At 69.2% G+C, this 21,005-nt stretch carries 20 protein-coding genes; 12 read left to right on the forward strand and 8 right to left on the reverse strand.

Features of this window, described 5'->3' with window-relative positions:
• Positions 1-38: 38 nt before the first annotated feature.
• Positions 39-1,181, reverse strand: coding sequence for an RNA-guided endonuclease InsQ/TnpB family protein (locus IEY87_RS20105; protein WP_225277509.1), 1,143 nt, complete (start codon positions 1,179-1,181; stop codon positions 39-41).
• Between the two features lie 25 nt (positions 1,182-1,206).
• Between IEY87_RS20105 and tnpA the strand changes: the two genes are divergently transcribed.
• Entirely contained in the window at positions 1,207-1,635 is a 429-nt protein-coding gene (gene tnpA / locus IEY87_RS20110; RefSeq protein ID WP_189140222.1) for an IS200/IS605 family transposase, read from the forward strand.
• 278 nt (positions 1,636-1,913) lie between these two features.
• The gene (locus IEY87_RS20115; RefSeq protein WP_189140223.1) at positions 1,914-3,470 is read left to right on the forward strand and encodes an alkaline phosphatase D family protein; all 1,557 of its coding nucleotides are present in this window, start codon (positions 1,914-1,916) and stop codon (positions 3,468-3,470) included.
• A 65-nt stretch (positions 3,471-3,535) separates the two neighbouring features.
• Here the strand turns inward: IEY87_RS20115 and IEY87_RS20120 are convergent, their stop codons facing one another.
• Positions 3,536-4,864, reverse strand: a complete 1,329-nt coding sequence (locus tag IEY87_RS20120) for an FG-GAP and VCBS repeat-containing protein (RefSeq protein ID WP_225277510.1) — start codon at positions 4,862-4,864, stop codon at positions 3,536-3,538.
• A 115-nt stretch (positions 4,865-4,979) separates the two neighbouring features.
• On the opposite strand from IEY87_RS20120, the gene IEY87_RS20125 reads away from it, so the two are divergent.
• On the forward strand, positions 4,980-6,209 hold the full coding sequence (locus IEY87_RS20125; RefSeq protein ID WP_225277511.1) for a cytochrome P450: 1,230 nt from the start codon (positions 4,980-4,982) through the stop codon (positions 6,207-6,209).
• Here IEY87_RS20125 and IEY87_RS20130 read toward each other — a convergent pair.
• From IEY87_RS20130 to IEY87_RS20150, 5 genes are all read right to left on the reverse strand, one after another.
• The gene (locus IEY87_RS20130; protein ID WP_189140226.1) at positions 6,191-7,588 is read right to left on the reverse strand and encodes an MFS transporter; all 1,398 of its coding nucleotides are present in this window, start codon (positions 7,586-7,588) and stop codon (positions 6,191-6,193) included. The two genes, IEY87_RS20125 and IEY87_RS20130, sit on opposite strands and share 19 nt — an antisense overlap.
• A 35-nt stretch (positions 7,589-7,623) precedes the next feature.
• A complete protein-coding gene (locus tag IEY87_RS20135; RefSeq protein WP_189140227.1) occupies positions 7,624-8,226 on the reverse strand; it encodes a TetR/AcrR family transcriptional regulator in 603 nt (200 codons plus the stop codon).
• A 22-nt stretch (positions 8,227-8,248) separates the two neighbouring features.
• Positions 8,249-8,890: a biliverdin-producing heme oxygenase gene (locus tag IEY87_RS20140; RefSeq protein WP_372462265.1), complete on the reverse strand. Its 642-nt coding sequence runs from the start codon at positions 8,888-8,890 to the stop codon at positions 8,249-8,251.
• 183 nt (positions 8,891-9,073) lie between these two features.
• Entirely contained in the window at positions 9,074-9,445 is a 372-nt protein-coding gene (locus IEY87_RS47200) for a ClpX C4-type zinc finger protein (RefSeq protein WP_372462266.1), read from the reverse strand.
• A 162-nt stretch (positions 9,446-9,607) separates the two neighbouring features.
• Positions 9,608-10,300 carry an MBL fold metallo-hydrolase gene (locus tag IEY87_RS20150; protein ID WP_189140229.1) on the reverse strand — a complete coding sequence of 231 codons (693 nt, stop codon included), beginning with the start codon at positions 10,298-10,300 and terminating at the stop codon, positions 9,608-9,610.
• A gap of 112 nt (positions 10,301-10,412) precedes the next feature.
• On the opposite strand from IEY87_RS20150, the gene IEY87_RS20155 reads away from it, so the two are divergent.
• The 3 genes from IEY87_RS20155 to IEY87_RS20165 all read left to right on the forward strand — a co-directional run bounded on the left by IEY87_RS20155 (position 10,413) and on the right by IEY87_RS20165 (position 12,193).
• Positions 10,413-10,814: a helix-turn-helix domain-containing protein gene (locus tag IEY87_RS20155; RefSeq protein ID WP_189140230.1), complete on the forward strand. Its 402-nt coding sequence runs from the start codon at positions 10,413-10,415 to the stop codon at positions 10,812-10,814.
• A gap of 55 nt (positions 10,815-10,869) precedes the next feature.
• Positions 10,870-11,781, forward strand: a complete 912-nt coding sequence (locus tag IEY87_RS20160; protein ID WP_189140231.1) for an alpha/beta fold hydrolase — start codon at positions 10,870-10,872, stop codon at positions 11,779-11,781.
• A 61-nt stretch (positions 11,782-11,842) separates the two neighbouring features.
• Positions 11,843-12,193: a DUF4180 domain-containing protein gene (locus IEY87_RS20165; RefSeq protein WP_189140232.1), complete on the forward strand. Its 351-nt coding sequence runs from the start codon at positions 11,843-11,845 to the stop codon at positions 12,191-12,193.
• Positions 12,194-12,236: 43 nt separating this feature from the next.
• Here IEY87_RS20165 and IEY87_RS20170 read toward each other — a convergent pair whose 3' ends face one another.
• The gene (locus IEY87_RS20170) at positions 12,237-13,595 is read right to left on the reverse strand and encodes a phenylacetate--CoA ligase family protein (protein WP_189140233.1); all 1,359 of its coding nucleotides are present in this window, start codon (positions 13,593-13,595) and stop codon (positions 12,237-12,239) included.
• 201 nt (positions 13,596-13,796) lie between these two features.
• Here IEY87_RS20170 and lon point away from each other — a divergent pair, with 201 nt between their 5' ends.
• The 6 genes from lon to IEY87_RS20200 all read left to right on the forward strand — a co-directional run bounded on the left by lon (position 13,797) and on the right by IEY87_RS20200 (position 20,925).
• A complete protein-coding gene (lon, locus tag IEY87_RS20175; protein WP_189140234.1) occupies positions 13,797-16,157 on the forward strand; it encodes an endopeptidase La in 2,361 nt (786 codons plus the stop codon).
• 137 nt (positions 16,158-16,294) lie between these two features.
• Positions 16,295-17,449, forward strand: a complete 1,155-nt coding sequence (locus tag IEY87_RS20180; RefSeq protein WP_189140235.1) for a Fic family protein — start codon at positions 16,295-16,297, stop codon at positions 17,447-17,449.
• 289 nt (positions 17,450-17,738) lie between these two features.
• Positions 17,739-18,689 carry a methionine ABC transporter ATP-binding protein gene (locus tag IEY87_RS20185; RefSeq protein ID WP_189140236.1) on the forward strand — a complete coding sequence of 317 codons (951 nt, stop codon included), beginning with the start codon at positions 17,739-17,741 and terminating at the stop codon, positions 18,687-18,689.
• Between the two features lie 37 nt (positions 18,690-18,726).
• Positions 18,727-19,383, forward strand: a complete 657-nt coding sequence (locus IEY87_RS20190; RefSeq protein WP_189140237.1) for a methionine ABC transporter permease — start codon at positions 18,727-18,729, stop codon at positions 19,381-19,383.
• A 9-nt stretch (positions 19,384-19,392) separates the two neighbouring features.
• Complete coding sequence (locus IEY87_RS20195; protein ID WP_189140238.1) at positions 19,393-20,211, forward strand: MetQ/NlpA family ABC transporter substrate-binding protein; 819 nt, start codon at positions 19,393-19,395, stop codon at positions 20,209-20,211.
• A 132-nt stretch (positions 20,212-20,343) separates the two neighbouring features.
• The gene (locus IEY87_RS20200; RefSeq protein WP_189140239.1) at positions 20,344-20,925 is read left to right on the forward strand and encodes a hypothetical protein; all 582 of its coding nucleotides are present in this window, start codon (positions 20,344-20,346) and stop codon (positions 20,923-20,925) included.
• Positions 20,926-21,005: the final 80 nt, after the last annotated feature.

A 21,005-nucleotide genomic window follows, 5' to 3' on the forward strand; every position in this document is an offset into this window, starting at 1 on the left:
GCTCCTCGCCGTCGATGGCTTCGACGGTCCGGTCCGCGTCAGGCAGCGTGACTGACTGCCCAGCCCGTCTCACCGCGTGAGGCGATGTTCCGGGCTGCGTTGACGTCGGCGTGCTCAGCGAAACCGCACGACGTACACGAGAAGGTGGCCTGGTCGGGCCGGTTGCGCCTGTCCACATGCCCGCAGTGCGAGCACTGCTGTGAGGTGTAGGCCGCATCCACGGCGATCACCGCCACTCCTGCCCGGACCGCCTTGTAGGCGATGAAGACTCCGAGCTGGTAGAAACTCCAGGAGTGCAGCGTGACCCGCTGGGGCTTGCGAAGCCGTACCCGTTCGCGGATGCCCTGGAGATCCTCCAGAGCGATCCCGCGCCCGGTGCGTGTCGCCTCGGTCACGATGCTCTTGGCGATGACGTGGTTGACATTCGCCGCGAAACGGACCTCCTTACGGCGGCGTCTTTTCAGCAGCCGCTTGGCGGACTTGGTCCGCTTGGCCTGCAGGCGGCGGCGGAGCTGGCGATGACGGTGGCGGACCGCGTTGAGGCCCTTGCCGCAATGACGGACCCCATCAGAGGTGGTAGCGATGTTGGCGATGCCCAGATCCACCCCGACGAAGCCGTCCGGTTCCGACAGCGGCCGGTCGGCCACCTCGACCGTGGCATACAGGAACCACATCCCGTCCCGGCAGATCAGATCCGACTCACCGCGTCGATGGGCGGCCAGCAGGGCCAGTTGTCCGGCTGAGCCGGTGAAGGCCAGCCCTTTCAGTCGCCCGGTGGTCGTCCAGATCGACACCGTCCGCGCATCATGCTGCCAGGACAGGCACCGGTCGTCATAGGGCTGGGCCGCCAGCGGTCGGAAGGAGATCGGTTTGGTCTCGGTTTTGATCCGGCGTGGCGATCCGGGCTTGCCCAGGTTCCCGGCGGCGAGGTTGGCGTGCAGGGTGCGGTAGGCGTCGCACACTTTCTTGATGACGTGCTGGGCGGCCTGGGCGGCCAGGCCGAAGTCGGCCTTGATCTGGTCGTAGGTGTGCTTGCGCAGGTCGAAGGTGCGGAAACAGCGTTGCTGGAACGCGAGTGCCGCGACCAGGTTCGCCGCCCGGTTGGCGGCGTGCAGGGTGGCTTCCAGCGCCGCCGCCTGCTGCGGCGTCGGCAGGAGCTTCACCTGCACCACCAGTTTCACAATCGAACATATTATCATTAGGTCTATGTCACCGCGATGGGAGCCGAACCCCGAGGTCCGGCGGGGCCGTAGTGTGGTCCACAGCCTGCACGCCAATTTGGTCTTTACCACCAGATACCGGCGCGAAGTGTTCACCGATGAGACCCTGCGCCGCTGTGAGGACATCATGATCGAGGTGTGTGACAGCTTCGGCGCCACGCTGGTGGAGTTCAACGGCGAGCACGACCATGTCCACCTGCTGGTGCACTATCCGCCCAAGGTCGCGCTCTCGACTCTGGTCAACTCTCTCAAGGGCGTCTCGGCCCGGCTGCTGCGCAAGGAGTTCCCGGTCCACATCCGCCGCCATCTGTGGGGCGGCCATTTCTGGTCCTCCTCCTATTTCGCCGCGTCCTGCGGCGGAGCACCCCTGTCGATCATCAAGGAGTACATCGAGAACCAGAAACGGCCAGGCTGAGCCACCCACGCAGACCGACTGTCAGAGCACCGCTCGGGCCTGAGGACCCTCCCGCGCTGTCGTTTCCTCCCGGGCGTGAACGCGCGGGGTTCCACGCCAGATCACGCTGAAACCGGTCCACGCGGCAAGGAGGCTTCTCTGAGACCGGCACTTCGGTGGGGCGGCTCCGAGGCCGCTGAACGGCTCGCTCAGGTGCTCGGCGAGGACGACCGACGCTGTTCACCTGCCCTTGACCCCACTGTCATGGCCGAGTCGGAGCGGCCGGACATACCTGGAGCATGGACCGCAGATCCTTCCTCACGGCCGCGGGCACCGGGCTCTTCCTGCCCGCCCCGCTGACCGGAACGCGCCCAGTCTCCACCTCCTCGCGCACCCTGCGAGCCGACCCGTTCACGCTCGGCGTGGCCTCAGGGGACCCCGGCACCGACGGGTTCGTGCTCTGGACCCGCCTGGCCACCGACCCGCTCGGCGGCGCCGGCCGCGGCGGCATGCCCGCCCGCGACGCCGACGTCGACTGGCAGGTCTCCACCGACGAACGCTTTTCCAACATCGTCAAATCCGGTACGGTCCCCGCCCGCGCACGCGACGCCCACAGCGTCCACATCGAGGTGTCCGGCCTGCGGCCGGGGCGCGAGTACTTCTACCGCTTCCGGAGCGAGGGCCGGCTGTCGCCCGCCGGGCGCACCAGGACCACGCCGGACGAGCACGCCCAGACGCCGCTCGCGTTCGCCGTCGCCGCCTGCGCCCACTACGAGCACGGCTACTACACCGCCTACCGCCGCCTCGCCGAGCAGGAGCCCGACCTGGTCGTGTTCCTCGGCGACTACATGTACGAGTACGGCCCCAGCGGCTACACCGCGCTGGCCGGACGGGTCCGTACGCACACGCCGGGCAAGTGCGTCACGCTCGCCGACTACCGCCTCCGGCACGCCCAGTACAAGAGCGACCACGACCTGCAGGCGGCGCACGCGGCGGCCCCCTGGCTGGTCTCCTTCGACGACCACGAGGTGGAGAACAACTGGGCCGGCTCCGTCTCCAGCACCGGCGCCCCGGGCTTCGAGCAGCGCAGGGCCGCGGCCTTCCGCGCCTACTACGAGAACATGCCGCTGCGCCGCGCCACCCTGCGCGGGGCCGGGCTCACCCTCAACCGGCGCGTCTCCTGGGGCGCCCTGGCGCGCTTCCACCTGCTCGACACCCGCCAGTTCCGCGACGACCAGGCCTGCGAGGACGGGGTACGCGGTGGGTGCGACGAGCGGCTGTCCCCGGACCGCACCCTGCTCGGCGCCGGCCAGTGGCGCTGGCTGGAGGAGGGGCTGCGCGGCTCAGGCACCCGCTGGAACCTGCTCGGCCAGCAGATCATCATGACCCACCGCGACTACAAGCGCGGCCCCGGCCGGGAGGTGAACCTGGACTCCTGGGACGGCTACGCCGCCGAGCGCACCCGCCTGATGGAGTCGCTGTCGCACACCGCCAACCCGGTCGTCCTCACCGGTGACGCGCACATGCACCACCTCGCCGACCTCAAGGCCGACTTCGACGACCCGGACTCGCCGGTGGTGGCCAAGGAGCTGGTGGCCACGTCGATCGCCAGCGACGGCGACGGCTACCGGGACAAGACCTGGGTCGCCGAGTCCATCGCGGAGAACCCGCACATCTCCTACATCGACCAGCGCCGCGGGTACCTCATGGCCCGGCTCGACCGCGACGAGCTGTCGGTGGACTTCCGCACCTTGGACCGCATCTCCCGCCGCGGCGACCGGGCCCGCACCTCACACCGCGTCACCATCCCAGCCCTCACCGGCCCGGCCGCCGCCGGCGCTCAGCCGAACGCGTAGCTCACCGGCCCGGCCGCCGGCGGCGCTCAGCTGATCGCCCTCACCGGCCCGGCCGCCGCCGGCGCTCAGCTGAGCGCGTAGCCGTACAGTCCTTCACCGGTGCCGAGTCGGCGGGCCTTGCCCGGGCGCAGCCCCGCGCGTGCCCCCGGCTCACGCGACCCGGGCACGTACGTCACCACGCCCTCGTCGGGCGCCGCCACCACCAGCCCGTAGAGCGGCGGCCGCTTGGACAGGGCCTGGTAGCCGCCGACGGCGGGCAGCACCGACACCGCGGACCCCTTGCCCTTGATCAGCAGGTCCCCGTGCCGTGTCAGCCCACCGGCGGGGGAGGCCGCCAGCACCTGGACGGCGTTCTCGCCCGGCACCCCGACGGCCAGCTCGTCGTCGCCGTCGCCGTTGAAGTCCCCGGCGGCCAGCGACGCGCCGAACCGGTCGTAGTACCGTGGCGTGCCCTTGAGCAGCCGCTGCGTCCACATCTCCGACCGCGCCCCGCGCAGTCCGCGCCCGGTCCCGTACAGCACGTGCAGCGCGCCGTCGCCGTAGTCCATGGCGCGCTGGCCGGCGGTCAGCCCTTCGCCGGGGACGCCGACGGCCAGGTCGTCGCGGCCGTCGGCGTCGAAGTCGCCGGTCGTGAGCGCCGCCCCGAACGCGTCCCACTTCTCCGCGGAGCCGCCGATCCCCGCAGAGCTCTGGGTGAGCCGCAGCGCCGTCTTCCGCCGCGGGTCCAGCACGGTCGCCGACCCCTGCCCGTCCATGGTCACGCTGTCGGACGGCGCGCCGACCACCAGCTCGTCGCGCCCGTCGCCGTCGAAGTCGCCGGTCGTGACCGCCTCACCCCACTGGTCCGTCACCTTCGCCGCCTGCCGCACCCACCGCGTCTTCTGCGTGATCTGGTACGGCTTACGCCCCTTCATCCAGTAGAGCGTGACCCCGCCGCCGGAGCGGAGCCCAGGAGCGCCCACCACGAGCTCGTCCCGGTCGTCCCCGTCGAGGTCCCCGGCCGCCAGCGACGCCCCGAACCGGTCGCTGGACGGCTTGGCCAGGGCGAGCTGCTCGCCTGGCCGCAGCCCGCCGGTCGAGCCGTGGTAGAGCTGGACGACGCCGTTGCCGTCGGCGCCCGGCACCCGTTCGCCGACGAACTCCTCCGGCACCCCTACCGCCAGGTCGGCGCACCGGTCCCCGTCGAAGTCGCCCACGGCCAGCGCCGCCCCGAAGGCGTCACCCGGCTCGGGGTCGTCCTGGGTCAGCTTCACCCGCTCGCCCGAGCCGTACAGGATGGTCACCGAACCGGCCCGCCGGTCGTCGTACGGCGCGGCCACCGCCACGTCGGGGCGGCCGTCGCCGTCGAAGTCGGAAGGCCCCCCGCCGCACTGGGCGGCGGGCGACTGCGTCATACCGGTGAGAAGGGGGACGATCAGAAAAGCGACAAGCGGCACGTTCATACTGATAGTCATGTCCCGGGCGCCCGAACGGTGCTTAAACGCTGTAGGAACGTGCCACGATAGGCACGTGCACATCGATCTCGCGGATCTGGATTTCTGGCGTAAGACCCCGAAAGAACGCGGCGAAGCGTTCGCCAGTCTCCGGCAGCTGGAGCGTCCGGTGTTCTTCCCGGAGAAGAAGGTGCCGTTCCTCCGCTCGGGCTCCGGTTTCTACGCCCTGGTCCGGCACGCGGACGTGGTCGAGGTCAGCCGCAACGCCACGGTGTTCTCCAGCGAGCCGGCCGCCTCCAATCCGGAGCCGCCCTCCTGGGTCAAGCAGGTGTTCGGCGAGTCCATGGTCAACATGGACGACCCGCGGCACGCCCGGCTGCGCAGGATCGTGACCCGCTCGTTCAGCCCGAAGATGCTCGCCGGCCTGCAGTCCGACATCGACACCGCGTGCACCGGCATCGTCGACGACGTGCTCAGGGACGGCCCGCAGGACTTCGTCACCCAGGTCGCGGCCCGGCTGCCGATCCACGTCATCTGCGACATGATGGACATCCCGCAGGCGTGGCGGGCCAAGATCCACCAGCACGTCGACGTGTCCACCGCCTACACCGGCGTCCGCACCAGCCTGCCCCGCACCATCCAGCTCGCCGGTCAGAACATGCTGGCCCTGCTCGCCCTCCAGCGCATGGTGATCAAGCTGGGCCAGGAGCGCGCCGCCGACCCCAAGGGCGACCTGGTCTCGCTCCTGGTGACCGCCAACCCCGACGGTGAGAAGCTCAGCGACCGCGAGCTCGGCTCGTTTTTCGCCCTGCTGCTGGTCGCGGGCAACGAGACCGCCCGCAACACCATGGCGCACGGCATCAAGCTCCTCACCGACAACCCGGCACAGCGCGAGCTGCTGATGAGCGACTTCGACAAGCACATCGGCAACGCGATCGAGGAGATGGTCCGCCACGTCTCGCCGATCATGCAGTTCCGCCGCACCCTGACCCAGGACTACGAGTTGCGCGGCCTGGAGCTGAAGAAGGGCGACAAGGTCGTGCTCTTTTACGGCTCGGCCAACCGCGACGAGACGGTCTTCCCCGACCCCGACACCTTCGACATCACCCGCGAGACCAAGCCGCATGTCGGCTTCGGCGGCCCCGGCCCGCACTTCTGCCTGGGGGCCAACCTGGCCAGGCAGGAGATGCGGGCCATGTTCAGAGAGCTGCTGACCAGGATGCCCGACATCCGCTCGGTCGGCGAGCCCGAGCTGCTGGTGTCCAACTTCGACAACAGCGTCCGCAGTCAGGCGTTCACGTTCTGAGGGTCCAGGACGTTCGTCGTGACCGTGACGACCGTGATCAGCGCCGCCACCCCCATCATGGCCGCGCTGATCAGCATGGCCATCCTGAACCCGGCGTCGAACACGGGCGCGTTCTGGAAGGCGTCCCCGACCAGCCCCACCACGGGCGGCACGGCGGCGACCGCGAGCAGCCCGCCGGTGCGGGCCACCGCGTTGTTCACCCCGCTGGCCGTTCCGGCGTAACGGTCCTCGGCGCTGGCCAGCACGGTCGCGGTCAGCGGCGCCACCACCGCTGACAGCCCCAGCCCGAACACCGTGGCCGAGGGCAGCACCAGCAGCAGGTACGACGCGTCAGGACCGATCGTGCTCATCCAGAGCAACCCCGCTCCCACCAGCAGGATGCCGCCGGTCATCGGCCAGCGTGGCCCGACGCGCTTGGCGAGCTCCCCGGCCCGCGCCGACAGCAGCATCATCAGCACCGTGGCCGGCAGCAACGCCGAGGCCGCCGCGACCGGGGAGAATCCCGACACCACCTGCAACTGCACGGCCAGCAGGAAGAACGCCACGCCCATCGCGCCGTACATGATCAAGGTGACCACGTTCACGGCCGTGAACACCCGGTCCCGGAACATCGCCACCGGCACCAGCGCGTCCGGCGACCTGCGTACCTGCAGCACCACGAACGCCACGCCCAGCACGACGCCCGCGATCAGCGGCGCCGGCGCGCCGAACTCGATCAGCCCGTAGGTGACCCCGGCCAGCGACAGCGCGGCCAGCAGCGCGCCCAGCACGTCGAAGCGGCCGGTCATCAGCTCGTCCCTGCTCTCCGGCACATGCTTGGCCGTGACCAGCATGACCAGCGCCGCGAACGGCAGATTGATGAGGAACGCCCACCGCCAGCCGATCGTCTGCACCATCGTCCCGCCCAGCAGCGGCCCGACCGCGCTCGCGACGCCGCCCAGCCCGGACCAGACGCCGATCGCCCGCGGCCGGTCACCCCGGTGGAAGGAGGCCTGAATGATGGCCAGCGAGCCCGGTGTCAGCAGCGCGCCCCCGACGCCCTGCAGGGCGCGGGCGGCGATGAGGAGCTCGATGTTCTGCGCCGCCCCGCAGAGCGCCGAGGCCAGCGCGAACCAGACCGTGCCGATCAGGAAGACCTTGCGCCGGCCGAAACGGTCGCCGAGCGAACCGCCCAGCAGGATCAGCCCGGCGAGGGTCAGCGTGTAGGCGTTGACGGTCCACTGCAGGCCGGCCATGCCCGCCTTCAGCTCGGTGCCGAGAAAGGGCAGCGCGACGTTCACCACGGTGCCGTCGAGCATGGCCATGCCCGAACCCAGCACGGTGGCGGCGAGGATCCACCGTCCTTGTGCTGATTTGAGCTCTATGTGACCGTTTCCCATGGCGCAATCCTGCCACCACCGGAAAGCCCGTGCCGTCAGGCGGGTGCCGCGCCCAGGGCGCGCAGGACGAACGCCGACACCAGCTCGGTGGCCCGGTCGACGGTCACCGACCCGCTGATCAGCGGCACCCGCTCGGCGCCGATCAACGCCATGATCATGCGAGCGGTGGCCGCCACGTCGAGCACCTGGAACTCACCCGACGCGGCGCCGCTGTCGAGGATGTCGCTCAGGATGCGCTGCATGGGCGCCACATGCTCGGCGAGCCGCTGGTAGGCGGCGGGTCCCAGGGCCGCGCTCAGGTCGGCCGCGCCGGGATGCGGATGCGCCAGCAGGCCGTCGAGCTGCAGCCGCACGAAGACCCGCAGCCGATCGGCCGGCGAGGCGCCCTCGGGCAGGGCCTGCTCGTAGCCGTCGACGAAGTAGTGCGTCACCCGCTCGGTGAACGCCAGCAGCAGCGCCGCCTTGTCCGGAAAGTAGTTGTACAGGACCGTCCTGGTGATCCCGGCCTCGTGCGCCACGTCCGTCAGCGAGATCGCGTCGATGCCCTGCACCCTCGACAGCCGCGAGACCGCTTGCAGGATGCGGTCACGCGTCTGGGCGCGGTGCTCACCGATGGTGGCTGCGGAGATCCTGGGCATGGCTTCATGGTAGGCCGTGGCCTCAGGCCGGGGCCCGCACCACGTGGAGCAGTTCGGCCAGCACCTCGGTGTTGAGCTGGTAGGCGAGCTTCACCTCGCGGATGATCCGCTGCTGCTCCCGCTCGTCCGGCTCCAGCGCGTCCAGCCGGGAGCGGTATTCCTCCTTGAACCTGGGCAGGCTTCTGACCTGGTCGAAGAGGTAGAAGTCGACACCGCCGCCGGGCTGGTAGCCGTAGATCTTCTGCAGCTCCATCCGGATGAACTGCCCGCCGGACAGGTCGCCGAGATAGCGGGTGTAGTGGTGGGCGATGTAGCCGCCCGGCCAGTCGGCCACCTGCTCGATCCGGGCCACCAGGGTCCGCGTGGCCTTGGACGGGGCGATCCGGTCCCGCCAGCCCGGTCCGTAGATCTTCGCCAGGTCCCGCTCCAGCGCCTCTTCCCGGTAGAGCTCGGGGAAGACGAACCGTCCCGCCACCGGGTGCTCGCTCAGCCGCCGGGACACGCCGTCGAGGGCGACGTAGGCGAAATAGTGCTGGGCGACCATCTCGCCGTACTCCCGCTCGTTCAGCCGCCCGCCCATCAGCTCCGACAGGTAGCTCTCGCCTTCGGCGGACTCGTGCTCGCCCCAGGTGGCGCTCTTCAAGGTCTCGGAGAACGAGGTCACGGCCACACCCTAGGGTTCGTACGGATATTTCATGACACAGTGTCACAAACCCATTTGTGCCCCGTCAAGCGGATGACGACACCATGTCATCAACGTATGCCTTTCCCCTGTGTGCGACGGCCATTCTCTCCTCCTTTGGGGAATCCGTGGCGGCATCCTCGCCGCGGAGCCGCATTCCCGCGGTCAATCTTCCCCGGAGAACCGCTCCCAGGCGGACTGGCGGGTCATGCCCAGCGCGGCGCCGATCCGGGCCCAGGTGACCCCCCGGTCACGGGCCCTGGTCACCCAGACCCGAAGGTTGTCCTCGACCTGCGCGCTCACGGCGGCGACGCGCGGCAGGAACTCGAGAATCTCCTCGCCGGTCATCTTGTCGGGCCAGGGGATCTCGGCGTCCGTGCTGCTCTCGGCCGGCGTCCCCAGGATCTCGGTGCACAGGCCCACGCACTCGTTGCAGATGTGGACGCCGGCGCCGGCGATCACCTTGGCTACGTGATCCTTGGACTTGCCGCAGAAGGAGCAGTGGATCTGCTGTTCGGTCATCGAAGGGGCGGGCATCGGTCCTCCAGGGTCGCGTGTCAGGCTATGCCTGACGACACTAGAACGTCAGGACAAGCCTGACAAGTCCTGTGCCCAGGGCACGGTCCGCCCTCTGTGGCCGGGGGCGCGGTGAGTGGTGTCCGGGATTCTGGGCCGCTCAGGGGTGTGCGGGCTGCCGGGTCAGAGTGTGGCGGCCACTTGGCGGAGTCCGGCCGAGGCGTTGCCGGTGATCGCGTCGCCGTGGCCGACGCAGACCAGGGCGAGGTCGAGCTCCGCCAGCCGCCGGAAGGACGCGATCGCCTTCGGGCGGTCGGCGTTGAAGACGCCCAGCATGATCCGGCCGTCCACGTGCGCGATGGTGTCGCCGGCGAACAGCAGGCGATGGGCCGGCACATGGATGGCGATGCTGCCGTCGGTGTGGCCGGGGATGGAGATCACCTCGGCCCCGCCGCCGAAGTCGAGGACGTCGCCTTCGGTCAGCTCCTGGTCGACCCGGGAGGGCGGCACCGGCGGGATCGGGGGGAGGCCGTCGAAGATCTCCCGCTCCCAGTCCGGCATGTGCGCGCGCTCGGGCAACTGCTGCGCGGCCTGCCCGCGGACGACCGCCGCGTCGGCCCGATGGACCATCACCGTGGCGTCGGCGGCGATCTCCGCCAGCGCGCCATGATGATCCTCGTGCCCGTGCGTCACGATGATCCGCCTCAGATCACCGAGGGAGAAGCCGAGCGACCGGATGGCGCCTTCGATGTCGCCGCCCGAGCCGGGCGTGCTCGTGTCGATGAGCGTCAGGGCGTCGCGCTCGTGCCACAGGTAGGCGTGCCCGACGGCGAAGTGGAGTAGATGCAGGTTGGGTGTCATCTCGACGAGCTTCATCCCCGCAACGTACGTCCGCGGCCGGCCGCAGGCGCGAGCCCTTCGCTACAAGCTAAGCGACCTTCCCTATCAGTCCCTATCATCCGTTTATTGCGGTATATTAAGGAATGTTATGCAGCAATACACCGTCGAGCAGGCGGCGAACCTCCTCGGCCTTCACGTCAAGACCGTCCGCAACTACGTGCGCGACGGCAGGCTCAAGGCCGTCAAGATCGGCAAGCAGTATCGGATCGCCCGCCAGGACCTGGAGGCGTTCACCGGGCAGCCCGTCTCACCCCAGGCGCCGGCCCGGCACGTCGAAGCGTCCAGCATCGTGCGGATCGACGGCATCGACCGCACTGAGATGGACCGCCTGAGCACGATGCTCCTGGGCTCCCTTGCAAGCCGCCCGACCGGTGTCCGTGTCGAGCTCGTCTACGACGAGGAGTACGCCAACCTGAAGATCATCATCCTGGGCGACCTGGAGATCTCCGCCCAGGTGTTCCGCCTCATCGACGCCCTGGTCAAGGAGTGACCATGCCCCACCCTCCTCGCCCGACGGCGAGGGAGCCGACCGAGAGAGCGATGAGATGGCGGAAATCTACAGATCTGAGGACGGCAAGCGGGCCGTCGAGCAGCGCTATCGCGAGCTCCTGGCCCGCTGGCCGGTGCCCGCCGAGCACCTGCGCGTGCCCACCGCCCAGGGCGAGACCTTCGTGATCGCCTGCGGGCCGTCCGCCGCGCCGCCGCTGGTGCTTCTGCACGGCTCCGCCACCAACAGCGCCATGTGGCTCACCGACGTCGCCGGCTTCGCGCGCCACTTCCGGGTGTACGCCATCGACCTCGTCGGCGAGCCGGGCCTGAGCGCGCCGTCCCGTCCCGACCTGGCCTCCGGCGCTTACGCCCGCTGGCTGGAGGAGGTGCTGGACGCCCTGGACATCCGGCGGACCTCGATGGTCGCCGTGTCGCTCGGCGGCTGGATCGCCCTCGACTACGCCACCCGCCACCCCGGCAAGGTCGAACGGCTGGCGCTGCAGTGCCCCGGCGGGATCGGACCCCAGCTATGGGGCAAGCTGATGGTGGCCCTGCTGCTGAAGCCACTCGGCCGCTGGGGCCGCGCCAGGTCCATGCGCCTCCTCCTGGGCCCCGCGTCCACCTCCGTCACGGCCCCGGCCCCCGCCGCTGCCCCTGGAGCCATGGCCGTCCCAGCCACTTCCCAGGCCGCTGACTTCGGTGACTTCATGCTCCTGATCAACGGCACCTTCCGTCACCGCATGGGCCGGATGCCGCTCTTCGACGACGAGTCCCTGCGGCGCCTGACCATGCCCTTGCTGGTGATCGTCGGTGGGCGCGACGCTTTTCTCGACTCCAGCGGCACCCGCCGCCGCATCACGGAGACCGCGCCGCACGCCGCCATCCGCTTCCTCCCCGACTGGGGCCACTACCTCCCGAACCAGACGGACGAGATCACCGGTTTCCTCACCGAGAATGCCCATGCCTGAAGTGCCCCGACAGACGCCGCTCCGTCCCGGACGGTTGAGCAAGAAGGAGAAGGAGTACCCCATGTCCGAGGTTTTCGTCTGTGAACCCCAAGGTCAGGTGCTGCGCAGTGAGCAGGATGCGCTCGACCTGATCGGCGAGGCCATCTACCGGCGCGTCCAGTGGGTCGCCGTCCCCGCCGAGCGGCTGCACCAGGATTTCTGGGAGCTGAGCACGCGCGTCGCGGGGGAGTTCGTGGCGAAGTTCGCCAACTACCGGCACGGCCTCGCCATCGTGGGCGACATTTCCGTACATGTCGCTGCGAGCTCGTCTTTCCGGGACTGGGTCCGTGAGGCGAACCGTGGCCGTCAGATCTGGTTCGTCGCAGACCTGGCAGAGCTTGAGCGGCGGTTGTCCGGTGATGCGAGCGGATGAACCAGGCTCGACCGATCCACGGGCGTCGCCATCGCGCCACTCGTCAGCGGGTGTAGCGGTGTTTGGCGCCCGGGGGGAAATACTCGGCGTCGCCCGTCTCGCGCAGCCGGACGACCGGCGGCTGCTGCGCCTGCGGCACATAGTGCCCGAACTCGCTGTTGAGCCGGAGCAACTGCTCCAGGACGGAGCGGCCCACGATGTCGGCCGTCTCCTGCGACGGCTTCTCGCCCTGCGCGAGCTCCACGGTGACCGTCAGCCGCCGGTCGCGCCCCGCGTCCTCCACCACCTCCAGCACGAACTTGCCCGTCACCAGCGCGCTGACCTCCGGCTGCTCCAGCCCGACCGCGATGTTCTCCGGATAGACGTTCGCCCCGTAGTAGGACACGGTGAAGTGGCTGCGCCCGAAGACGTACACGAAGGGACGTTCGAGCCCGGGGGCCGTGGGCTCGAGTCCATGATCCCGTACGAACTCCAGCATCCGCTCGTACGGGATCACCCCGCCCTCGTCGGCGATGTGGTAGCGGATCAGTGGGATGCCGTTGTCGCCGGAGAAGAGCAGGGTGCTCTGGTGTTCCTCGAAGAAGCGCACCTCGGGGTCGTACTGCACGAGGGTCGGCAGCCGGGGCTCGCCGAACAGCTCCCTGGCCGTGGCCGGGCGCTCAGCCAGGAAGCGGCGGATCTGCACCGACAGCGGAGTCTCGTTGCCCAGCACGCCCGCGTCGGCGGTGCCGTACAGGGAGGCGATGCCGCGCAGCGGGTCGTCGATGCCCGCCCTGGCGGCCACCAGCGTGCGCCACTCCTCGCTGAACACCTCGCCGGCGGTCACCAGCTTGAGGTTCCAGCCGGACCAGGGGAGCCCTGAGTCGACGATGTTCTTGAGGAACGGTGGGTAGCCGAGCAGGACCACCTGGTCGAAGTGCGGGGCGAGCTCGGGGATGACGCGCAGGATCTCCCGCTTGTCGCTGCCCGGCGCCACCACGGTGATCGGGTAGCCGAGCTCGGCCAGGTGGCGGCAGCAGTTGAGGGTGAACAGCCCGCCGACCCAGGAGCCGAGAGCGAAGCAGACGACGGCGAGGGTGCGTCGTTCGCGGGCGTGGAAGGAGTCTCGGAAGATCTCCTCGAAGCGGGCGGCGATGACGCGCTCGTCGGAGGCGGAGCGCGGCCAGAACGACGGCTCCCCGGTGGAGCCGGACGACACCGCGACGATGTCGCCGATCACTCCGTCGCGACACAGGTCGGGCAGGGGATGGCGGCGGGTGTAGCCGTCCTTGGTCGTCATCGGCAACCCCACGAAGTCCTGAAATGTCGTGACCTGTTGGGGGTCGATGTGGTGCTCGGCGAGGAACGCCCGGTAGGCCGGCACCCTGTCCGCCACCTCATGGAACAGCTTGACCACGTCCATCAGCCGACTGTACGGCCGCGATCGGCGGCAGTCACCCGCGCGGACGCCTGAGAATCACCCTCGCGGCGGAGCCCCAGGCCAAGGTCTCTCCTAGATGCCGCTTACATAATTACGATCGCTGTGAGCGAACACCGGCAATGAAGGGAACATTCGTGCGCTCTGATGAATTGAGTCCATGTAACTCAACCCTTTGGAGTTCGCATGAGTGAGAGCTTGATCCTTCCGGTCCTGCCGCTGGATGACGCTGTCGTCCTGCCGGGCATGGTGGTTCCCTTGGACCTGTCCGACTCCGAGGTGCGAGCCGCCATCGACGCGGCCCAGGCATCCGGTCTCAACAAGCCGCAGGTCCTTCTCGTTCCCCGGATCGACGGCCGTTACGGCGCCGTCGGCGTGCAGGCGGTGGTCGAGCAGGTCGGCAGGCTCCCCGGAGGCGAGCCCGCCGCCGTCGTGCGCGGTGTCACCCGGGTGCGCGTGGGCACCGGCACGACCGGCCCCGGCGCGGCGCTGTGGGTGGAGGTCAGCACGGTCGACGTCATCGCCGCCGGCGAGCGCGCCCAGGAGCTGGCCAAGGAGTACAAGGCCCTGGCCACCACGATTTTGCAGAAGCGCGGCGCCTGGCAGGTCGTCGACCAGGTCAACCAGATCGACGACCCGTCGGTCCTGGCCGACAGCTCCGGCTACACGCCGTGGCTGACGACCGCCCAGAAGGTCGAGCTGCTGGAGGCCGCCGACCCCGCCGACCGGCTGGCCAGGCTGATCGAGTGGTCGCGTGAGCACCTCGCCGAGCTGGACGTGGCCGAGACGATCCGTAAGGACGTCCAGGAGGGCATGGACAAGCAGCAGCGCGAGTTCCTGTTGCGTCAGCAGCTCGCCGCGGTCCGCAAGGAGCTCAAGGAGCTCAACGGCGACACGGCCGGGACCGAGGAGGAGGACTACCGCGCCCGCGTCGAGGCCGCGGACCTGCCCGGCAAGGTGCGCGAGGCCGCGCTCAAGGAGGTCGACAAGCTGGAGCGGACCTCCGACCAGTCCCCGGAGACCGGCTGGATCCGCACCTGGCTGGACACCGTCCTCGACATCCCCTGGAACGAGCGGACCGAGGACACCTACGACATCACCGGCGCCCGCGAGGTGCTGGACGCCGACCACACGGGCCTGTCCGACGTGAAGGACCGCATCATCGAGCACCTGGCCGTGCGCAAGCGCCGCCAGGACAAAGGGCTCGGCGTGGTGGGCGGCCGCCGTAGCGGCGCCGTGCTCGCGCTGGCGGGCCCTCCCGGGGTCGGCAAGACCTCGCTCGGCGAGTCCGTCGCCCGGTCGATGGGCCGTAAGTTCGTCAGGGTGGCGCTCGGCGGCGTCCGCGACGAGGCGGAGATCCGCGGCCACCGGCGCACCTACGTCGGCGCGCTGCCCGGCCGTATCGTCCGCGCCATCCGCGAGGCCGGCTCGATGAACCCGGTCGTGCTGCTCGACGAGGTGGACAAGGTCGGCGCCGACTACCGCGGCGACCCGACCGCGGCGCTGCTCGAAGTGCTCGACCCGGCCCAGAACCACACCTTCCGCGACCACTACCTCGAGGTCGAGCTCGACCTGAGCGACGTGCTCTTCCTGGCCACGGCCAACGTCCTGGAGGCGATCCCCGGCCCGCTGCTGGACCGGATGGAGATCGTCACCCTCGACGGCTACACCGAGGACGAGAAGGTCGCCATCGCCCGTGACCACCTGCTGCCCCGGCAGCTCGACCTGGCCGGGCTGACGGCCGAGGAGGTCGCGGTCAAGGAGGACGCCCTGCGCAGGCTGGCGGCCGAGTACACCCGCGAGGCCGGGGTCCGGTCGCTGGAGCGCTCGATCGCCCGCATCCTGCGCAAGGTGACGGCGAACGGCGAGCTGCCCGTCACGGTGGGCGCGGACGAGCTGGTCGGCTACCTCGGCCGGCCCCGGTTCGTGCCGGAGTCGTCGCTGCCCGAGGCCACCCAGCGCACCTCGGTGCCCGGCGTGGCGACGGGCCTGGCGGTCACCGGCGCGGGTGGTGACGTCCTCTACGTGGAGGCGTCGCTGGCCGACCCGGAGACCGGCGAGACCGGGCTCACGCTGACCGGCCAGCTCGGCGAGGTGATGAAGGAGTCGGCCAAGATCGCGCTGTCCTACCTGCGCTCGCACGGCGCGGAGCTGGAGCTGCCGGTCACCGCGCTGAAGGACCGCTCGGTCCACGTCCACTTCCCCGCGGGCGCCGTGCCCAAGGACGGCCCCTCGGCCGGTGTGACGCTGACGACCGCGCTGGCCTCGCTCCTGTCCGGGCGGCTGGTCCGCGGTGACGTGGCGATGACCGGTGAGATCTCCCTCACCGGGCGGGTCCTGCCGATCGGCGGCGTCAAGCAGAAGCTGCTCGCGGCGCACCGGGCGGGCATCACCACGGTGCTCATCCCGGCCCGCAACGAGCCGGACCTGGACGACGTGCCCCAGGAGGTCCGCGACGAGCTGACCATCCACCCGGTCAGCGACGTCCGCGAGGTCCTGGACATCGCCCTCGCCCCGGCCCAGGTGGCCACCACCGTCGCCGCCTGACCACGGACGCGCACCCCGTCGCAGCGTCGCTGCGGCGGGGTGTCGCTGTGCTCACCAGCACAATCAGGGTCTTGTACGCATATGTACGAATCATCTTGTCGTTTGACTGAATGATTCGTTGATGCTTGACTGGGCGCATGCTCTATGGAACGCCTGCGCTCGAGGCCGTGGACAAGGCCGTGCTCGCCGAGATCGAGGACATGCGGCGCGATCTGAAATACCGCCTGGCTGAGACTCATCGCTGGGACGGGCAGCTTCGCAGGCAGTTGCAGGCGCGCGCCATCCAGGGGTCCAACTCCATCGAGGGCTACCGGGCCAGCGTCGAGGACATCGAGTCCATCATGGCGGGGGAGGAGCCCCTGGAGACGTCCGCGTCGGTGACGCGCGAGATCGCCGGCTACCAGCAGGCGCTCACCTATATCCAACTCCTCTCGCGGGCCCCCGCGTTCCGCTACGACGCCGGGGTCCTCAATGCGCTCAACTTCATGATGATCGGCCACCACCGCGACAAGACTCCCGGCGTGCTGCGTCCCGGTGGCATCTATGTACGCAACTCCGCCACCGGCGAAGTGGTGTACGAGGGCCCGGACTTCGAGGAGGTTCCCGGGCTGCTGGGCGAGCTGGTCACCTGGCTGAACTCCGGTGACCTCGACGTGCCGAGTTATGTGCGCGGCGCCATGGCTCACTTCAACTTGGTGTCGATTCACCCATGGCGTGACGGCAATGGCCGGATGTCACGTGCGCTGCAGACACTGGTTCTCGGCCGTGACCAGATCCTGATGCCCGAGTTCTCCTCGATCGAGGAATGGCTCGGCACGGGCGAGAACACTGTCGACTACTACCGCGCACTCCGCGACGTCCAGCGGGGCTCCTGGAAGCCGCACGTGAACACCCATTCCTGGGTGCGATTCTGCCTGCGCGCCCATCACCTCCAAGCCCAGCGTGTGCGCCAGCGTCTGGCCCAGGCGGGAGAGATCTGGATCATTCTGGAAGAGCAGGTCGATGCCGACGGGCTCAACACCCGGTGCGTCTCCGCGCTCTACGAGGTCTTCGTCAACCGGAGGCTTCGCCGCAGCAGATACCAGGCCGACGAGGGGCTCAGCCAGGGACAGGCCGCCCGGGATCTGCGCGACCTCGCCGCCAAGGGCTGGGTTCAGCCGTACGGCGAGACCAAGGGCCGCTTCTACGCCCCCGGCCCCCGGATGACGGAGATCAAGGCCCAGTTCGCCGAGCGAGCCCGCCCGCTGCGCGATCCGTACAGTGAGACACATCACCGAATCCCCCCGGAATAGGACCGACCACGCGCCTTGTTGGAACGGGCGTGAACGAGGCACACGCGGACGACCGGGGCGCCAGAGGCGCTGGGTGCTGTCGCGGCTGTAGGGGGCGGCGCATGCCCGCCCTGCGCCGTTAGACCGAACCGTCCGCACCCCTCGAAGGTCATCATGATCACACCCTCTTTCGTGCTGAGCAGGCTGAGCCACCTGCCCTATCACTCGGGCATGCGCTAACCCCTCCCCGTTTCGATGTCCGTTCCAGCGACCCCGCCATGGTGGCCGCTGTCAGTCATGGGGAGATGGCGTGATCCAGGTTTCCGGCCTGCGCAAGTCGTACGGCGGCACCGTCGCACTGGACGGTGTCGACCTGAACGTGCGTCAGGGCGAGGTCTACGGTGTGGTCGGGCAGAGCGGCGCGGGCAAGAGCACTCTCCTGCGCTGCGTCAACCTGCTGGAGCGGCCGAGCGCCGGCACCGTGACGGTGGCCGGGCAGGACCTGACGGCGCTGCGCGGCAAGGACCTCAACCGCGCCCGCCAGCGCATCGGCATGATCCACCAGCACTTCGCGCTGCTCTCCTCGCGTACGGTCGCCGGAAACGTGTCTTTCCCCCTGGAGGTCATGGGCGTGCCCAGGGCCGAGCGGCGGCGCCGGGTCGGCGAGCTGCTCGACCTGGTCGGACTCGGCGGGCGTGGCGGCGATCACCCGCACCAGTTGTCCGGCGGGCAGAAGCAGCGGGTCGGCATCGCCAGGGCGCTGGCGGGCAACCCGTCGGTGCTGCTGTCGGACGAGGCCACCTCGGCGCTCGACCCCGGCACCACGCAGTCCATCCTGGCCCTGCTCCGGCGGCTCAACGCCGAGCTCGGGCTGACGATCCTGCTGATCACGCACGAGATGGACGTCGTCAAGAGCATCTGCGACTCGGTCGCCATCATGTCCGGCGGCCGCGTCGAGGAGTCGGGCCCGATCGGCGACCTCATCAGGACGCCCGGCTCGCGGCTCACCAGGGAGATCTTCCCGCTGCCCGACCCCGCCCCGGCGGGTTCGGTCACGCTCACCTTCACCGGCGACCCCCGGCAGCCGCTGGTGTCGGAGGCGGTGCGCAAGTTCGACGTGGACGTCAGCATCCTGGGCGGCTCGATCGAGGACCTCGCGGGCGGCTCCGTCGGCCGCCTGCGGGTCGCCTTCTCGGGCGAGCAGGTCCCGGCCGCGCTGACGTACCTGCGCGAGCGCGGCCTGCTGGTGGAGACGTCATGAACGGTACGGTCACCAACGAAGAGGCGGGGCGGGCTCGATGACCTGGGACGAGATGGCTCCCCTGCTGTGGGAGGCCACCTGGCAGACCGGGGTGATGGTCGGCTGGGCGGCGGTGTTCACGGTGCTGCTCGGCCTGCCGCTGGGTGTGGCGCTGGTGGTGTTCGACCGAGGCGGGCTGCGGCCGCTGCCGGTGCTCAAGTCGATCCTCGGCGTGATCGTCAACGTGGGACGGTCGCTGCCGTTCATCGTGTTGATGATCGCGATCATCCCGTTCACCCGGCTGGTCGTGGGCACCACGATCGGCACCGCCGCGGTGGTGGTGCCGCTCACCGTCGGCGCGGTGCCGTTCTTCGCCCGGCTGGTGGAGACGGCGCTGCGCGAGGTCGACCGGGACGTGATCCAGGCGGCGCAGGCGATGGGGGCCGGTCGCGGCGCCGTCGTGTGGAAGGTGCTGCTGCCCGAGGCGCTGCCGGGGATCGTCGCGGGGGTGACCGTGACGGTGGTCGCGCTGATCGGTTACACCGCGATGGCGGGGACCATCGGCGGCGGCGGGCTGGGCGACCTGGCCATCAGGTACGGATATCAGCGGTTCGAGACGGCGGTCATGATCGTCACCGTCGTGGTGCTCATCGTGATCGTGCAAATCATGCAGAGCCTGGGCGACCTTCTCGCCCGGCGCCTATCGCATAAGTAAGGAAAAATCATGAAAATTAATCGCCTTGTGGGCGCTGCTGTCCTCTCGCTGTTGCTCGCCGCGTGCGGTACGACACCCTCCGCTACACCGGCCGAGTCGGCGGACACCGTGCTGAAGGTCGGCGCGTCCCCGGTCCCGCACGCCGAGATCCTCACCTTCGTCAAGGACAACCTGGCCCCCGCCGCCGGGATCAAGCTCGAGATCGTCGAGTTCACCGACTATGTGCAGCCGAACGTGCAGCTGGAGGAGGGCCTGCTCGCGGCCAACTTCTTCCAGCACAAGCCGTACCTGGACGACTTCAACGCCTCCAAGGGCACCAAGCTGAGCTTCGTCACGCCGGTGCACCTGGAGCCGCTGGGTCTGTACTCCAAGAAGTCGACCGAGCTCGCCGCGCTGCCGGCGGGCGCCACCGTGGCCGTCCCGAACGACGCCACCAACCTGGGCCGCGCGCTCAAGCTGCTCGCCGACAACGGCGTGGTCACCCTCAAGGAGGGCGCCGGCACCGCCGCGACCGAGCGGGACGTGACCGGCAACCCCAAGAACCTCGTCTTCAAGCCGCTGGAGGCCGCGCAGCTGCCCCGGTCGCTGGACGACGTCGACGCGGCGGTGATCAACGGCAACTACGCCATCGAGGCCGGGCTCAAGCCCGCCACCGACGCGCTGGTGCTGGAGAAGACCGAGGGGAACCCGTACGTGAACGGCCTGGTGGTCGCGGCCGGCCACGAGAAGGACGCGAATATCGTCACCCTGGGCAAGCTCCTGAATGATCAGAAAGTGAAGGACTTCATCGCGCAGAAGTACGCGGGTTCGGTGATCGCCGCCGAGTGAAATCAGTAAAGATCAGGAAATGTCGGGAATACAGATTTTGGACCGTTTCAAGCGAGTTGTAAGTGATGGGCAATTGGTCCGGCTTATCAATACAGGGACAGCACAGCACAACCTCTCCCGAGGAGTCCCGAAGTGCGATTCGCAACCCGCATCCTGATCGGTGTCGCCGCCGCCACCTCCGTCGCCATCGCCGCGCCCGCCGCCGCCGGCGCGACGACCACGACGACGGCCGCGTCGGCCACATCCTCCTACGACAGCTGGGGTGCCTACGACTCCAGCGACGGCAAGGCCAGCGCCAAGGGCAGCGTCGTCTTCCACCAGAAGAAGTACAAGGAGTGGTACTGGAAGACCTTCTGGGTCAAGAAGAAGATCTGCTGGGAAAAGGACGGCGACACGAAGTGCAAGTGGGTGCCGAAGAAGGTCAAGAAGCACGTGTTCGAGTGGAAGCACGTCGACACCTACACGGTGCACGGAAACCTCTACAACAAGAAGTGGTGGGGCAAGAACGACTGTGCGTGGGCGACCTTCAAGATCGTCGAGCACGACGGTTCCACGCACTTCGAGCGGTACGACAACTGCCACAAGTTCCCGAAGCACTTCTCCTTCTCCGGTAAGGACGCCGAGCACATCACGGTGAAGGTGAGCCGGGGCAACGAGTGGTCGCCGAAGGGCTGGCACTCGGACTGGGAGGACGTGTACCACGCCGCTCCCTGACCGGTGATCGATGACGGAGCCGCGACCTCGAAGGCGAGGTCGCGGCTTCGCCGTCTCTCCAAGGGGTTCTGGCGGACAGG

Origin of the sequence: Nonomuraea glycinis (assembly GCF_014646515.1) — a bacterium.
In the GTDB taxonomy this organism is placed as follows: domain Bacteria; phylum Actinomycetota; class Actinomycetes; order Streptosporangiales; family Streptosporangiaceae; genus Nonomuraea; species Nonomuraea glycinis.

What these genes read in the sequence shown, in the direction of transcription:
- lon (WP_189140234.1), top strand. Translation starts at nt 13,797, where the DNA reads ATGAGTGAGAGCTTGATCCTTCCGGTCCTGCCGCTGGATGACGCTGTC.
- IEY87_RS20155 (WP_189140230.1), top strand. Translation starts at nt 10,413, where the DNA reads ATGCAGCAATACACCGTCGAGCAGGCGGCGAACCTCCTCGGCCTTCAC.
- tnpA (WP_189140222.1), top strand. Translation starts at nt 1,207, where the DNA reads ATGTCACCGCGATGGGAGCCGAACCCCGAGGTCCGGCGGGGCCGTAGT.
- IEY87_RS20165 (WP_189140232.1), top strand. Translation starts at nt 11,843, where the DNA reads ATGTCCGAGGTTTTCGTCTGTGAACCCCAAGGTCAGGTGCTGCGCAGT.
- IEY87_RS20190 (WP_189140237.1), top strand. Translation starts at nt 18,727, where the DNA reads ATGACCTGGGACGAGATGGCTCCCCTGCTGTGGGAGGCCACCTGGCAG.
- IEY87_RS20115 (WP_189140223.1), top strand. Translation starts at nt 1,914, where the DNA reads ATGGACCGCAGATCCTTCCTCACGGCCGCGGGCACCGGGCTCTTCCTG.
- IEY87_RS20135 (WP_189140227.1), bottom strand. Translation starts at nt 8,226, where the DNA reads ATGCCCAGGATCTCCGCAGCCACCATCGGTGAGCACCGCGCCCAGACG.
- IEY87_RS20180 (WP_189140235.1), top strand. Translation starts at nt 16,295, where the DNA reads ATGCTCTATGGAACGCCTGCGCTCGAGGCCGTGGACAAGGCCGTGCTC.
- IEY87_RS20130 (WP_189140226.1), bottom strand. Translation starts at nt 7,588, where the DNA reads ATGGGAAACGGTCACATAGAGCTCAAATCAGCACAAGGACGGTGGATC.
- IEY87_RS20120 (WP_225277510.1), bottom strand. Translation starts at nt 4,864, where the DNA reads ATGACGCAGTCGCCCGCCGCCCAGTGCGGCGGGGGGCCTTCCGACTTC.
- IEY87_RS47200 (WP_372462266.1), bottom strand. Translation starts at nt 9,445, where the DNA reads ATGCCCGCCCCTTCGATGACCGAACAGCAGATCCACTGCTCCTTCTGC.
- IEY87_RS20160 (WP_189140231.1), top strand. Translation starts at nt 10,870, where the DNA reads ATGGCGGAAATCTACAGATCTGAGGACGGCAAGCGGGCCGTCGAGCAG.
- IEY87_RS20170 (WP_189140233.1), bottom strand. Translation starts at nt 13,595, where the DNA reads ATGGACGTGGTCAAGCTGTTCCATGAGGTGGCGGACAGGGTGCCGGCC.
- IEY87_RS20150 (WP_189140229.1), bottom strand. Translation starts at nt 10,300, where the DNA reads ATGAAGCTCGTCGAGATGACACCCAACCTGCATCTACTCCACTTCGCC.
- IEY87_RS20195 (WP_189140238.1), top strand. Translation starts at nt 19,393, where the DNA reads ATGAAAATTAATCGCCTTGTGGGCGCTGCTGTCCTCTCGCTGTTGCTC.